Genomic DNA, 14,606 nt, shown 5'->3' on the forward strand with positions numbered 1-14,606 from the left:
TCAGTGAATACGTGAGAATGGCCGCATGACGACTGTTTTCCACAAGATCATCACCGGTGAGTTTCCGGGCCGCTTTGTCTGGGCAGACGACATCTGCGTTGCGTTCGCAACAATCGAACCGACATCACCCGGTCACGTCCTCGTTGTTCCCCGTGAGCCTTTTGCTCAGTGGACCCACGGCCCCTCAACAACGGCAACCCACCTTTTTGACGTTGCTCGAATCATCGGCCAAGCTCAGGAGCAGGCCTTCGGCGTGGCTCGGGCGGGACTGGCAATCGCCGGTTTCGAGGTTCCGCATACGCACCTCCACGTCATCCCACTGCGGGATGAAAAAGACATTCTTCTCTCTCGCGCCCGCGCTGCATCTGACGAGGAGCTCGATCAGGCAATGACTGCGCTACGTGCCGCACTCATCAGCATGGGCCACGAGTCTCACGTCCCTGCGTCAATGGGCTCGCCTGCACTGTCCTAGGGCTCTGCACGCGCCGGCGCACGACGCCACACCATCCCGGATGCGGAAATCCTGAGGTGATGATCCACCAAGAGTGTGGCGATTACCTCTCTGAGCTATTTTGCCAGATGCCTTTACGGACGGGTAAAGTATTTTCTCGGTCGCAAGGCCGTTGCGTCATTAGCTCAGTTGGTAGAGCAGCTGACTCTTAATCAGCGGGTCGAGGGTTCGAGTCCCCCATGACGCACAGCTCACTCGTGGTGATCCCACGTGGGAGCCTTTCGCGTCATTAGCTCAGTTGGTAGAGCAGCTGACTCTTAATCAGCGGGTCGAGGGTTCGAGTCCCCCATGACGCACCAGAGTCTCGCAGTACCAGGTTTCGGCGACTGCAAGATTTTTTTATCACTCACTTTCGGTCGCATCCCCTATGACGATCTCACCCAGAGTTGTTTAACAATCAACCAATTGGTAAGACAGGGACGCGTATTCACTTTCCTTGCCTCACAATGGAATCAGCTCGTGCCAGTAATGAACAACCATGTCGACGGTGGAGTCAATGCTCTGCCACGGCACCCCTATAACAACGCCCGGTCAAGATCCCACGATCTTGGTTGAAAATTCGTCTACCAACACATGAGCCGCATGACCCACATCTTGAAAAGTCACCCTTGAGGAAGGCCGCGAAATGAGTACGAGACGCAGACTTTTTCCCGGTTTACTGGCTGTAGCAATTTGCCTTGCCGGGCTTCCAGCACTTGCCGTTGCGCCAGATTCCGAGGCATCCCCTTCAACTCCCCCTTCCGCGGCACCAGAGTCTTTAGCAGTAGCTGAATCTTCAGCAGATTCGGGGACACGTGATCCTGCCACCGACGAACCAACAGGCAGCGAGCCCGATCGTGCTGAAGCTAGCGATCCTTCATCTTCTCCCGGCGCATTGACGACGATGACACCTGCACCTCCCCCGGCACCGGCTGTGCGTTCCCGAGCTGATGGTGACCCTGGGGGCAGGGATGATGACACGTCACGTGTGACGATGACGGTTGGTACCCTCACTGACTCTGGAATCCTCAAGGGAAAGAGCGAATACCGGACGAATGAGCCTGTCGCAGATGTCGTCAACATCAATATCTCGGGCAAGGACTATTCGCTGAAGAATCCGTATCTTCAGATTCGCTTCCCGAAGACGTCTAAGCTCGCCGACATCACAGTTGTTGATTCCCAAGCCGGAACAACCGAACGAACCGATGATGAGCAGTATCACTATGTGACCTATCGTTTTCCCTCATTGTCAGGAGGGGTGGATTTCACCTACTCTTACAGCTTCTCCATCGACGGACGCAGCGCCAAACCTGGGGACACGTTCACCGTCGACGCAACCCTCTACTCAGCCGACGGAAAGGAAGTTGTCAGCGATTCCAAGACGTACACAGCTCTCGGCGTCGGCTACGCCGCTTATTCGCAGTCGAACTTGACGTCGTCGAAGATCGAAAATGGACACCTTAATACCGCGCGCGTCTTGGTGACGGATCCAAACGCGACGGCAATACCCGACGACGCACCGGTGACATCGAAGCTTTATCTGTCGATCTCCCCGGATAACGGAAATACAACCAACGAAGGACTTGTTGTTCCCACGAACGTCAAGATGGTTGTCACTCTTCCCGCAACCGCGCGAATCCAGCTCCCTGGTCCAGGTGTCACCGTCAAAGATCTGCCCGACGGCCGTCAAGAGGCCACCTTCGTGAAATCTCATCCAGAGTTTAAGAAGCCTCCCATTCACGGTGGTCAGCCCGTCACGCCCTATTACACGCAGGACAAGTACGTCACAATGGGAGAGTTCTCGCGTTTTTCCGAAACAGCAAAGTCTCCCGCTCCCTATATTTCGCTTCTGTTCACCGGCTCTCCTTTTGACACAAATCTTCCAGTCGACATTGACTACTACGTCAATGCACACGAGGACGGGTCGGGAGGTACCCCGGTTGATTCTCGTCGGGAGATTTATCGTTTCCAGGGACTGTACTTCTATCCAACAGGCAACCTAGTTGTCGAAAAGTCTGGCGTCGTCAGTCAAGGGCACGGCCTCTCCCCCGATTCTGATGGCTGGGTATCTGCTTACACCGGGTCAAACTACTACTGGTACGACGGGCATCTCTATGTCGGCGTGAAAGATTTTACTGATCCAGGTCTTGGCTACTATGCCCGTTTCGGTAACGAAAACAACGGGTCTGGACCTACAGGACGCGATCGATATCAAGGCGGAAAGACCAGTTCAATCACTGAGGTTGTTACAGAAAACACCAACTCGCGAACCCGATTCTCGTCTTTTCACCTAACCCCAGAAGTCAGCACAGAATTAACAGTCAACGCCGATAACCGCGACATCATCGAAGCGAACAAGAAGATCGTTGAAGAAGGAATCAACAAGGGCAACACAAAGCTCTATGGCGTCCGCGCGGATGGGACTCGTCAGCTGATCAAAGAGAATGTTCAGCTCGGTGACAACATCCCTGTGGGTGAACAAACCGAAGGAGAGTTCACAAAACTTGTCCTCACCTTTGACAACCCCGTCATCTTCGATAACACACTCGTAGAATTCAGGACATTCTCCGCGCTGACTTCAGCAGAAAACGACCGTCTCACAGCATCACCAGCCTTCGATCCATACACGATACGCGAAAGCGTCACAGTCAACGGGGTCAGGCAATCAGCGACTGTGGACATCAATCCGCTGCGGCCAACCGTTGATCAAAACCAGCCCAAAGACGTGGCGAAGATTTACCAGATGCGGAATGATTTCACGCTGACAGTTGGCCCGGACTTGAGGCAGCTTCAGACCCAGGGACCGTTCACGGTCATTCGGAACATGAGGACCGTGACGCTATTACCCGTCGGTGTTGGATATGACGGCTCTTCGAGAGACTTTTCACCCAACCTGAACATCCGGACGGTTGCGAACTATCACGGTACTGGTCAGACAGCGGTCATCGTCGACTACGGAAATATACGGGCTGATGAAACGTCTTTTGTGGACCTCAAGCTCCATGCAACTGCCGCTACGGCTAGTGGACCGAACGCGATTCCCACATATTTAGTATGGGATAGTAACGACAAAGTAAAGCCAGCTTACAGCCCGTACACTGATGCTCTTGATCTGGACGAGGACGGCGACACAACCGAAGTTTTCCAGGTCAAGACCGCGACGCTGACGTTTACACCACCCCAAGAACTCTCATTGGTGAAGCAAGCGACCGTCAGTGGCATCACTTCAGGTGAGGTGACCGGTGATCTTGGATCAGACCTGTCATATCAACTGCTGGTGTACAACGGAACACAGACCCCAGTCAAGGCGCTAACGCTTGTTGATGTCTTGCCATATGAGGGTGACCACACCATCGTCCCAAGCGCTGCGGGGACATATCCGCAACGTGGCTCAACCTTCGCCACCGGTTTAACTGGCAGTTTAGAGGATGCGAATACCCCGGAGGTGAATGAGAAGTTTGCGTTCTCCTACCAGCTCGCCCCGCAAGGTGCTGACCTCCCATCTGTGCGTGATGGAGAGTGGGTGCCGGCAGACCACGTCACCGATTTTTCTCACGTGAAGTCCGTGCGTGTCATCCTCAAAGACGGCCAGCAGATTCCGGCTAATACGAATCTCGCCATCATCATCCCCTCACGGACGCCCACAGACACATCACTCAAGGACTCCACCGAACAAGATCCTCAGACATCCGAGTGGTTAAATCCCGATAAGAGTGTAAATACGGCCGCGTTCTCCACCGATGGTCAGGACTTCACCGAAGCAACCAGTGTGACGGTGATGATTCAGAAATACCGCATCACAGGAATCTACTTCGCTGACATTGATAGGAACTCGGTTTTTACGAACGGTACAGATAGACCGATTGGCGGACGCCAGCTCCAGATCGTTGATGCCAATGGCAACCCCGCAAAGGATCCCAGCGGCCAGGCCTTGCCACCCGTGGTGACTAACGCCGACGGATACTACAGTGCACCCGTCTATGCCAGGGGAACGTATCGTGTTGTTGCCTCGAAGGAGAGTACAGAGGACTTCGTAACCACCCCAGGCACCTCTTACACAGGTAACAACAACATTGATGGGGAGACGATCGTAGGGAATACGGCGAAAACAACGAGCGTTAAACTCACTCCGTTATCCCCAACTCGGGAGCTCAATGTTGCTGTCAGGTTGATTCCTGGCACGGTGACGATCGCGAAGACATCAAAAGCTGAGGACGGGGCTGCGGCTGCTCCTTTGGCTGGTGCGGTGTTCCGCATCACGGATGCAGACGATCAGCAGATCCGGGGAACCGACGGCAAGATCATCGAGGACGTGACCACAAATGCCCAAGGGAAGGCGACGTTGAACAACGTCCCTCTGGGTTCCTACAGGGTTGTTGAGGTCAAAGCTCCTCAGGGCTACGTCCTCTCCACTGTCAAGCACGATGTCACGCTGACGCGCGATAACACAGACGTCACCATTGCCGTGGAAAACAGCCGCGATCACGCATCAGTGAAGGTGTCGAAGGTGTGGGAGGATGCGGGTAATCAGGATGGTATTCGCCCAGACTCGGTCACTGTCAGGCTGCTAGCTAACGGTGAGGAGACGGGCAAAACCCTCACCTTGACCGCCAAGGACACGTGGACTGGGACCTTCACCGGTCTTGACACCAACACGGCGGGTAAAGAAATCCAGTACACGATTGCTGAAGAAGCGGTCGCTGGGTATGACTCGGCGATCACTGGGAGTGCTGGTGATGGATACACCGTGACCAACACCCACAAGGTCGCCAAGCGTGACATTGTCGTGTCGAAGGTGTGGGATGATGCGGATAACCAAGACGCTATTCGCCCAGATTCAGTGACCATCAAGCTACTCGCAAACGGTGAGGACACAGGCAAAACCCTCACCCTGAATGCTAAGGACAAGTGGACTGGAGTCTTCACTGGTCTTGACACCAACAAGGCCGGTAAAGAAATCCAATACACAATCACCGAGGATCCGGTCAAGGGATACACCCCGTCCTATTCAGGGTCGATGAAGGCGGGTCTGACCGTCACCAACACCCACAAGGCCGCCAAGCGTGACATTGTGGTGTCGAAGGTGTGGGAGGATGCGGACAACAAGGATGGTGTGCGTCCTGAAACTGTGACGATGCGCTTGTACGCCAACAACAAGCCAACCACCACCAGCATCACCTTGACCAAGGACACCAACTGGAAGGGCGCGTTCACGAATGTGGACGTCAACACCGCCGGTAAGGAAATCCACTACACGGTTGTTGAAGACCCAGTCAAGGGATACGACACGGCTGTTACTGGGAGTGCTGGTGATGGATACACCGTGACCAACACCCTCATCCACGGCAACATCACCCTCACCAAGGTCAGTGACACCGGCACACCCCTAGCAGGTGCTGTGTTTGAGTTACGTCGCAACGACGGACACGTCGCAGACACCCAAACCACCAGCCGGGATGGGACGCTTGTGTTCACCAGGGTTGCCTACGGCAAATACACGGTTGTGGAAACACACGCCCCCAAGGGATACCGCAACACCACCCACAGGTTGTCCGCGCAGATCACCACACACGGTGAAACAGTGGACCTGGGCACAGTGGTCAACAAGAAAATCCCCACCCTGGCACACACCGGCACCAACACCCTAATCACAGGAACACTCGGAGCAAGCCTCCTCATCCTCGGAACACTCCTCACCCAACGACACCGACGCCGACGCCGAATGGACGCCGAACTCTTCTAGCTGCATGGGAGACGAAAGTTGGGGCCGGTACCTCTCGGTACCGGCCCCGACATCTTTTTTCGCCGTCATTAAATAGTGGTCAATAGATTTGCTCGTCCCGTTAGACCCGTGAGGATCTGAGTCGCAAATGAAGAACCGCACGAATGTGCGATCACCCCTGATAATTTGCACTTTCGATAGTCATGTCACATTTCGTCGGACGCTCGTGAACACCATAGTTTCCTGTTATCCTTCATCGCATGGATATTCTCAACACGTACTATGACCACTCCGCAACCGCAGACGGCATTTTCGGTCTGCTGTTATTCTTTGGGAGCTTCTTAATGGTCGCCGTGATCGCCGTCCCGGTGATCTACATCATTCGTTCGATCTTCCAGATGCGTCTGCTTCAGGCTGTCGGACACCAGAACCCCGTTTCCGCGTGGATCCCGCTCTGGCGTGACATCACTCTTCTTGAAGCCGGCGGTATTCGCCAGCCTGTGATCTGGGTTCTCATTCTCTGGTGTGGCACAGTCGTGCTGGGCTGGATTCCTGTGATCGGTCAGCTGCTCGTTTTCGCTATTGGGGTCGCAGGCCTGATGCTCGGATTCTGGCGTGCGCGCGCAATCCAGGAAGGTTTCGGCATCAACTCAACCGGTGGCGCGATCTTCGGTGCAATCCTCCCCTTCTTCTGGGTGATCTGGATTTCCTCCGTTGCACAGCGCGCACAGTTCAACCGCGATCACGCAATCCAGGTTGGCGGCACGTTCCCCCTGAATTTCTTCGGCGAAGGAAACCCCTACGCTCCCTTCGGATTCACCAGCTCCCCCAACTACGCTCAGCCTCAGGCCGACTACGGATATCAGGATCAGGCTCAGCAGGGTTACGGCAATCCTGGGGCTCCGCAGCCCGGTTACGGGACCCCCTACACTCAGCCTGATGCGCCCCAGCAGCCGGGATACAGCTCCCCGATGTCTGCGCAGCCGCCTTATGGAACCCCCGCGGCACCCCAGCAGCCCTACGCCCAGCCTGATCCCAATGCTCCACAGGTTCCCCAGCAGCCGCTGAGCTACCCCCAGTCCCCGGAGCCACCGCAGACGGATGATCCCAGCACCCAGCAGTAGGTCATCCGATGTGTCAGTGACCCGCGAGGGTGGCAATCCTATTCGGAGAACACCGTTGGGCACACTCGTTGACGCGGCATAGTCATCGACTCTATGCACTGTGGGGAGGGACACCGTCCCTCCCCACAGTCATCTCCGGACCGTCAACACATTCGCGGATTCACAACGCTCATCACAACTACGCCGCTCGTCCTCGTCCCCTGACAAAGTCTCCTCATGGGGTCCCTTCAGGAGCAGCCCGACGCTTCACTCACGCATCCACACCCAGGTCACGCCGCAACCTGGCCACATGACCCGTTGCCTTGACGTTGTACTGTGCGTGAATCACGGTCCCATCCTTGGCCACAACAACGGTTGACCGAATAATCCCCATGTACGTGCGCCCGTAGTTCTTCTTCTCACCCCAGGCTCCCCACGGCTGAAGAATCGCGTGCTCCGGGTCAGACACGAGAGGAAAGTTCAGGGACTGCTTCGAGGCAAACTTTTCCAGACTTTCCATCGAGTCGGCGCTGACACCGACCACTGAATACCCTGCACCCGCGAAAGAATTCAAGGAATCACGAAAGTCACACGCTTCCTTTGTGCACCCCGGGGTCGAAGCCTTCGGATAGAAATAAACAACGACACCGCGATCGCTCTGGTCAAGCAGCTGCGAGAGTGACACCGTTCCCTGGGTTGATTCCGCCGTAAAATCCGGGGCCTGCTGCCCCTGAGTCAAAAGAGTCATAACGGCATCGTAATCAGCACCTCGCCAACGCGCAGTTCAGCTCATCGCAGGATGACACACGATCGACCGATGAGAGGGGCAAGCAACCCGCGCATCGAATCCATTACTCTAAGGCACTGCACATGCCCCAACCGGTCAGGCGCGTCGCCAACGAGCCACTGAGCCGGACATGCCGAAGGTGAAACACAATGTCACAGACCTATCCGATCCTCACGATCCTCCCGCCTCTCCTTGCGATCGTTCTGGTCATTTGGACGAAGAAGGTCATTCCTTCGTTGCTTTCTGGAATTGTGTTGGCCGCCCTGCTGTTGGCCGACGCGGGCATCGCAGGAACGTTCATCAACGTATGGAATGCGTTCTCCCACCTTTTCTGGGCTGACGGTGCCGTGGAGTGGTATTACGTCCAGATCATCATCTTCCTCATGACCCTCGGCATCATCACGTCGTTCGTCCTCATGTCCGGAGGAACATCGGCATTCACCGAGTGGGCAATGACAAAGATCCGCTCACGTCGAGGAGCCCAGGTTCTGGCTGCTGCACTGGGAACGGTGATCTTCATTGATGACTATTTCAACGCCCTGGCCGTCGGCCAGGTTGCCCGCCCCGTGTCCGATCGTTACAGGGTCTCTCGTGCGAAACTCGCCTATCTCATCGATTCGTCGTCAGCGCCGGTGGCAGTTCTCGCTCCCTTCTCATCCTGGGGTGCATCAATCATCGGAATCCTCGCCCCAATCATCGCTCTCGTTGGACTGAACACAACGGAAGTTGAGGCGTTTATCGGAGCCGCGGTCATGAACTACTACGCGATTGGCGCCGTCGTTCTCCTCTGGCTCACCGTGATTTTCGAGGTCAACTTCGGTCCGATGCTTACAGAGGAACGCCGCGCTGTTGACAAAGGGCAGCTTCACGACCCGGATGAAACGATTCCCGGTCAGCTCACCGATTCCCTTCCGCGCCACGAACCCGGCGCGATGCGGGCGCTCATTGTTCCTTTCGTCTTCCTTGTTGTCGGAGTCATCGGCGGGATCTTCGCTACCGGCTGGAGTGCCTCCGGCTCCTCAAACCCCATCGACATGCTCGCCTCCACGGACGTCGCCGCATCCCTTAACTATGGCGGGCTCCTTGGCCTGGCATCGTCGATCTATTACTACCTGCGCTACACCCATGCCGACAGCCGCTTTTCCCGCCGTACCTTCGCCAAGGGCGCCTGGGAGGGGGCACGTTCCATGTTCCCTGCGATCGCGATTCTTCTGTGTGCGTGGATGCTCGGTTCGCTCATTTCAGACCTCGGCACGGGCGCGTACCTGGGATCGCTGGTCCAAGCCGCACATGTGTCTGCCAATTGGATCGTTCCGTTGCTCTTCATTGTTGCGGGGGCAATTGCCTTCGCGACGGGGACGTCGTGGGGGTCCTTTGGCTTGTTGCTTCCCATTGCCGGTGACATTATGCACGCTGTGCCTAACGGCGCTGCTCTGCTTGTTCCCGCGTTTGGTGCGGTCCTGGCTGGAGCCGTGTGGGGCGACCACTGCTCCCCTATTTCAGATACAACGATCCTGTCGTCCACAGGAGCGGGGTGTCATCACATCACTCACGTCAATACGCAGCTTCCCTACGCTCTCTCGGGTGCGGGCGCCTCGTTACTTGGCTACGTGCTGTTCTCTGCGACCGGGTCAGGCATCCTCGGGTTGGCAGCCGTCATCGGTGTGCTTGTCGCTGTGGCTTTGATTTTCCGCCAGAAGACGCCTCAGCCGGTCGCCTCCTAGGGGCGTTGCAGTCACTTTATTAACGAGGACGAGGCTGCCTCGATGAATACTGAGCGCGCAAAAATACGCGCTGGAAGCGAAGTCACGGGCACTGCGTGCAAAAGAACGTGAATGGTGCGCGAGATGGGACTCGAACCCACACGTCAAAAGACACTGGAACCTAAATCCAGCGCGTCTGCCAATTCCGCCACTCGCGCGTCCGAATCAGTGTACTAGAGCTGGTCGCACGGCCTCAATTTGCCCATCCGCAACGGCCTCGAATCTCACGAGGACCTCACAACAACCTCACGACGCCGCCGATGGCCCATAGGACCGTCACAGCACACGTCAAGCGATACATCTACCGGGCCACGCCCGGCAAAAACAGGGGTCAGTCGCGCCGCGCGGACTCGATTGTTGCCTCAGCGAGCACGCGACTGCCACGGTAGATGACGAGCGACTGTCCCGCGGCGACCCCGCGAATTGTTTCGGCAAGATGCACCGATACTGAGCCGGAAGAATCCTCGCGATGAGACTCACCGCGCCGCTCAACACGCGCCACAGGAACAGGGGCCCCATGCGCCCGAACCTGAACGAACAGGTCCCTCCCATCAGCTGCGTCATCATCGCGAGCAAGCCACACAAGATGGGAGGCATCGATCCGGTTGACCGACAAAAGCTCTGAAGCCCCAACGACAACCTGGTTCGTTGACGGCCGCGTTTCCAGGACGTAACGGGGACGCCCGTCGGGCGCGGGACGGTCAATGTGCAGGCCGCGTCGCTGTCCGATCGTGAAATTCCAATACCCGGAGTGTGTACCGAGAACTTCGCCCTCGGGAGTGACGATGTCACCGGATGCCGAGCCCAGGTGTTGGCGGAGGAATCCTTGCGTATCTCCGTCAGGGATGAAGCAAATGTCGTAGGAGTCCGGTTTGTTGGACACACCGAGTCCGAGCCTTTCAGCTTCGGCGCGGACCCAGGCTTTCGAGGGCGCGTGACCCAGCGGCAGCACAACTCGCGTGAGTTCTTCGGGTCCCATGACGGCCAGAACGTATGACTGGTCTTTGAGCGTGTCGTTCCCTCGATGCAGCTCGGGACCGTGGGGGCCGTCAACGATTTTCGCGTAGTGTCCGGTGCACACGGCATCGAAACCGAGGGCTTTGCCGCGTTCAGCGAGCTCACGGAATTTAACGAATTCATTGCATCGTACACACGGATTGGGGGTGTGGCCCTTGCGATACTGGTCAACGAAGTCAGAGATCACCGTACGCTCAAATTCTTCAGCAAGATCCCACACGTAGAAAGGAATGCCGATAATTTCAGCGGCTCGTGCGGCATCCCCCGCATCCTCAATGGAACAGCATCCACGCGATCCGATGCGGCATTCTTGGGGTTGGCTCGACAGCGCCATATGCACGCCAACGACGTCGTGTCCGGCTTCGACAGCTTGTGCAGCCGCAACCGCCGAGTCAACGCCTCCCGATAATGCAGCGAGCACGCGCATCCGTTCGTGTCCTTTCCGTTGGTTCCGCGAGCCTCGTCCTCGTTCATGGATGTCATTGACGAGGACGATGCCGTCTCATCTTCCGTCAGACGGAAGGTTTTGTCATGGTGAACCCGGTGTTTGGTGAGGCATTGCGCGTCCCTGAACGTGCGTGATGGTGTCGAGGCAGCGGGCTGAGTCAAGGGCGTGGGGAAGAGCCGCGAGGAAAGCATCGATGTCATCGGTGGTTGTCTCCCAGCCCAGTGAGATGCGCAGGACACCTAGGGCTTGTTCCTCGGTGCGTCCCATTCTCATGACGATGTCGGAGGGACGGGTCACCCCTGCGTGGCATGCAGATCCGGCAGACACCATGACTCCGGCCATGTCCATGTGCATCAGCACTGCTTCGGGTCTGGCCGTGGGGATTGACAGATGAATAATTGAGGGCACAGCAGCATCGAGCCGCACACTGGGAACAACCTCGTCCGGTAGTCCGCGGATCAGGTGGTCACGCAGCTCCTGGGCTCGGTGTTGCCAGGTATGACGCCTGGCGACTGTGGCGTCAAGAGCGGCGGCGAATGCGCAGGCCCCAGCAACATCTGGGGTTCCTGAACGGATGCCGCGTTCGTGCCCACCCCCGGGGCGGTCGGAGTGGAATGGGATGCCGCGTCGGATCACGAGAGCTCCTGTGCCCACGGGCGCTCCGATTTTGTGTCCGCCAACCGTCATGAGGTCAACGCCTAAAGCGTCGAAGCGGGTGTCGATGATGGGGATGGCTTGGGCTGCGTCGGTGTGCACGTAGCCGCCCGCGTGCGATGCTGCGGTGGTGCAGACCAGCTCTGTGACCGGCTGAATCGTCCCGATCTCGGAGGAAACGAGGGACATTGACGTCACAGCGATCCTCGCTCGATGATCCTCAAACCACCGGTGGTCAACGACGCTAACACCGTCACCGTCAACGTCGAGGACGTGGACGAGGAATCCTTCGCGAGTCAGAGAATCAGCCTGTTTCGCAACGGCGTCGTGTTCAATTCCGGAAAGAACAACGAGATCGCGTTCGGGGTGAGCTGAGCGCATTCCGCGCGCAGTTCCCGAAACAGCCAGGACATCCGATTCTGTTGCACCCGAGGTGAAAACCACTTCGTGAGGATCGGCGCCCAGGGCATGTCCAACTCTCGCACGCGCGTCCTCGAGCATGCGGCGTGCCCGCCGTCCTCCCGCGTGGAGTGCGGATGGATTCCCCGGGAATTTGGCGAGATCACGCTGGGCGCGCGTCCACGCTTCGAGCGCTTCGGGGATCAGCGGAGAAGTCGCCGCATGGTCAAGGTAATGCATCACTGCGCCTGGTGCGCCTTTGAGAGAGCCTCAATCGCCTGAGGAACGACCTCGTTGAGGTCTCCGACTACGCCGAAGTCCGCGATCTCAAAAATTGGTGCATCCGGGTCGTCACAGACGGCAACGATGTGGGCGCTCGACTGCATACCGACCGTGTGATGGATCGCCCCCGACACCCCGAGCCCGATGTAGAGGTTCGGCGAAATGGCCACACCCGTCTGTCCGATCTGCGCTGTGCGGGGAGCCCAGCCTTCGTCAGTTGCCACGCGGGTGGCTCCCACGGCCCCACCGAGGACGTCAGCGAGCTGTTCAACGAGGCCGAAGTCCCCGTCAACTCCACGCCCGCCAACAACAACGGTTGAGGCTTCCGTAAGAGAAACGCGTCCGTCCTCGTCGTGTCTGCCCGATGAGATGACCTCAACTCGCGCGGCTTCCGGCGACAGGGAAAGCTCAATCTCCACGTGTTCAACCTGAGTGGGCATTTGAGCATCCTGAGCGTCATACACCGAGGGGCGCAGCGCAATGATGGGTGTCCCACTGACAATGCTCACGCGAGTGGACCATGAGCCCGCGAGCGCCGACTGATCAACAACGAATGTCTCATCGACGTATTCGACGGCTGTGGCGTCAACGACGGCTCCCCAGTCGTGAAGAGCGGCGATACGTGAGGCAACTTCACGGCCGCGATATGTGGATGCAAGGAGGAGTGCGCCGTAGGAATCGCGTGAGAGAGCGCAGTCAACCCCGTCGGCTACGACGGCGGATACGCGGGTGCGGTCGGCGGGGATCTGGGGTTGCAGTGCGCGTCGAACGCCTAAGCGTCCGAGGGTCTGTGTGTCGAGTTCCCCAAAGGCAACGACGTCCACTCCCCCTGTGGTGAGGGAACGGGCTGCTGTGATCACCTGAGCGGATGAGGTGGTCAGGTTGACGCCCTGCGGCGTGGATTCGTGGTCGACGAGCACGAGGATGGGCTGCGTGATCTTCTGGGTCATCGTTACTTCACCACTTGACGAATATATGCGGCCAGCTGTGCGCCGGCGTCACCGGAATCGGGGATGATTGTTCCGTTGCCGTCTCTGACGACTTCGGCGGTGTCAACGACGCTGGTCGTTGGTGTTCGCTCGGCGAGTCCGGCTCCGTTGCGCGTATCGGCGAGGTCGTCGATGTTCCACTGGTCTCGTGGTTTTGATCGTGCGGCTTTCATTGCGGCGAAAGCCGGGTAGCGTGGCTCGTTGACCTGGTCGGTAACGGAGACGACTGCGGGAAGCGCGGTCCGTAGCTGGTCGGTAAATCCATCGGCCTCGCGAGTGATTGTCACCGTTGATTCTTGCGTGTCGACAAGCAGCGTGTGGGCGAGCCCAAGCAGAGGCAGTTTGAGGCGTGTTGCGAGGGCGGCTGGCAGCATGGACGTCATGGAGTCCAGTGAGGCCATTCCGGTCAGGACGAGGTCGATAGGTGATTCCTGTGCGATTTTTTCAATGGCAGCGCCAAGCGTTGAAGCAGTGGTGGCGACGTCCGCTCCTTGGAGGGCATCATCGGTGACGAGGACGCCTCTGTCTGCTCCCATCTGGAGTGCACGCATCAGGGCGTCTTCAGCGTCCTCGGGACCCATTGTCAGAGCAATAACTTCACCGCCGTTGTCTTCAACGAGGCTGACGGCTGCTTCGATGGCATTTTCATCAAGTTCGTTGAGCACATCGTCCTCGCCGCGCACCAGGCGTCCTTCTTCGAAACGCCGCTCCGACTGAACGTCGGGGACGTGTTTCACACACACGACAATTCTCATGTCTTAAGCGTGCCACAGGTTGCGTCCTCAGCCACGCGGAGATTGCTCATCATTATTCTTCCCACAGTGATTGAGGTCTGATTCGGCGCGCATGAGAGATGGACACACGTACTCGTCTTCGGTGTTTCATGACGTCGACTATGCTGGTGCTCTACTGTGAATGAAGTCTTGGTAGGACCCAGAAATTCAGGAGTCGC

The 14,606-nt window shown here is 57.5% G+C and carries 9 protein-coding genes and 3 tRNA genes; 6 read left to right on the top strand and 6 right to left on the bottom strand.

Annotated features, from left to right (window positions below; all coding sequences use genetic code 11):
- Positions 1 to 25 precede the first annotated feature (25 nt).
- The 5 genes from G7Y41_RS05675 to G7Y41_RS05695 all read left to right on the top strand — a co-directional run bounded on the left by G7Y41_RS05675 (position 26) and on the right by G7Y41_RS05695 (position 7,336).
- Positions 26 to 472, top strand: coding sequence for an HIT family protein (locus tag G7Y41_RS05675; protein WP_165315971.1), 447 nt, complete (start codon positions 26 to 28; stop codon positions 470 to 472).
- 153 nt (positions 473 to 625) lie between these two features.
- Positions 626 to 698: transfer RNA gene (locus G7Y41_RS05680), tRNA-Lys, on the top strand.
- Positions 699 to 734: 36 nt separating this feature from the next.
- Positions 735 to 810, top strand: a tRNA-Lys gene (locus tag G7Y41_RS05685).
- A 326-nt stretch (positions 811 to 1,136) separates the two neighbouring features.
- Positions 1,137 to 6,233: a Cna B-type domain-containing protein gene (locus G7Y41_RS05690; protein ID WP_165315970.1), complete on the top strand. Its 5,097-nt coding sequence runs from the start codon at positions 1,137 to 1,139 to the stop codon at positions 6,231 to 6,233.
- Between the two features lie 239 nt (positions 6,234 to 6,472).
- The gene (locus G7Y41_RS05695; RefSeq protein WP_165315916.1) at positions 6,473 to 7,336 is read left to right on the top strand and encodes a hypothetical protein; all 864 of its coding nucleotides are present in this window, start codon (positions 6,473 to 6,475) and stop codon (positions 7,334 to 7,336) included.
- A 250-nt stretch (positions 7,337 to 7,586) separates the two neighbouring features.
- Here G7Y41_RS05695 and G7Y41_RS05700 read toward each other — a convergent pair whose 3' ends face one another.
- On the bottom strand, positions 7,587 to 8,063 hold the full coding sequence (locus G7Y41_RS05700; RefSeq protein WP_165215441.1) for a peroxiredoxin: 477 nt from the start codon (positions 8,061 to 8,063) through the stop codon (positions 7,587 to 7,589).
- A gap of 188 nt (positions 8,064 to 8,251) precedes the next feature.
- On the opposite strand from G7Y41_RS05700, the gene G7Y41_RS05705 reads away from it, so the two are divergent.
- Complete coding sequence (locus G7Y41_RS05705; protein ID WP_165315969.1) at positions 8,252 to 9,826, top strand: Na+/H+ antiporter NhaC family protein; 1,575 nt, start codon at positions 8,252 to 8,254, stop codon at positions 9,824 to 9,826.
- A gap of 112 nt (positions 9,827 to 9,938) precedes the next feature.
- On the opposite strand, the gene G7Y41_RS05710 is transcribed toward G7Y41_RS05705, so the two are convergent.
- From G7Y41_RS05710 to G7Y41_RS05730, 5 genes are all read right to left on the bottom strand, one after another.
- Positions 9,939 to 10,023 (bottom strand) — tRNA-Leu (locus tag G7Y41_RS05710).
- 173 nt (positions 10,024 to 10,196) lie between these two features.
- Complete coding sequence (mnmA, locus tag G7Y41_RS05715; RefSeq protein WP_165215449.1) at positions 10,197 to 11,309, bottom strand: tRNA 2-thiouridine(34) synthase MnmA; 1,113 nt, start codon at positions 11,307 to 11,309, stop codon at positions 10,197 to 10,199.
- A gap of 102 nt (positions 11,310 to 11,411) precedes the next feature.
- Entirely contained in the window at positions 11,412 to 12,626 is a 1,215-nt protein-coding gene (locus tag G7Y41_RS05720) for a cysteine desulfurase family protein (RefSeq protein ID WP_165315968.1), read from the bottom strand.
- A complete protein-coding gene (locus G7Y41_RS05725) occupies positions 12,623 to 13,615 on the bottom strand; it encodes an electron transfer flavoprotein subunit alpha/FixB family protein (RefSeq protein ID WP_165315967.1) in 993 nt (330 codons plus the stop codon). The genes G7Y41_RS05720 and G7Y41_RS05725 overlap by 4 nt, the downstream gene beginning before the upstream one ends.
- A 2-nt stretch (positions 13,616 to 13,617) precedes the next feature.
- On the bottom strand, positions 13,618 to 14,409 hold the full coding sequence (locus tag G7Y41_RS05730) for an electron transfer flavoprotein subunit beta/FixA family protein (RefSeq protein ID WP_165315966.1): 792 nt from the start codon (positions 14,407 to 14,409) through the stop codon (positions 13,618 to 13,620).
- Positions 14,410 to 14,606: the final 197 nt, after the last annotated feature.

It is taken from the genome of Schaalia sp. ZJ405 (genome assembly GCF_011038885.2).
Taxonomy (GTDB): domain Bacteria; phylum Actinomycetota; class Actinomycetes; order Actinomycetales; family Actinomycetaceae; genus Pauljensenia.

Bases quoted from the DNA above. Each gene is read 5' to 3' on its own strand.
- G7Y41_RS05675 (WP_165315971.1), top strand. From the start codon at position 26: ATGACGACTGTTTTCCACAAGATCATCACCGGTGAGTTTCCGGGCCGC.
- G7Y41_RS05690 (WP_165315970.1), top strand. From the start codon at position 1,137: ATGAGTACGAGACGCAGACTTTTTCCCGGTTTACTGGCTGTAGCAATT.
- G7Y41_RS05695 (WP_165315916.1), top strand. From the start codon at position 6,473: ATGGATATTCTCAACACGTACTATGACCACTCCGCAACCGCAGACGGC.
- G7Y41_RS05700 (WP_165215441.1), bottom strand. From the start codon at position 8,063: ATGACTCTTTTGACTCAGGGGCAGCAGGCCCCGGATTTTACGGCGGAA.
- G7Y41_RS05705 (WP_165315969.1), top strand. From the start codon at position 8,252: ATGTCACAGACCTATCCGATCCTCACGATCCTCCCGCCTCTCCTTGCG.
- mnmA (WP_165215449.1), bottom strand. From the start codon at position 11,309: ATGCGCGTGCTCGCTGCATTATCGGGAGGCGTTGACTCGGCGGTTGCG.
- G7Y41_RS05725 (WP_165315967.1), bottom strand. From the start codon at position 13,615: ATGACCCAGAAGATCACGCAGCCCATCCTCGTGCTCGTCGACCACGAA.
- G7Y41_RS05730 (WP_165315966.1), bottom strand. From the start codon at position 14,409: ATGAGAATTGTCGTGTGTGTGAAACACGTCCCCGACGTTCAGTCGGAG.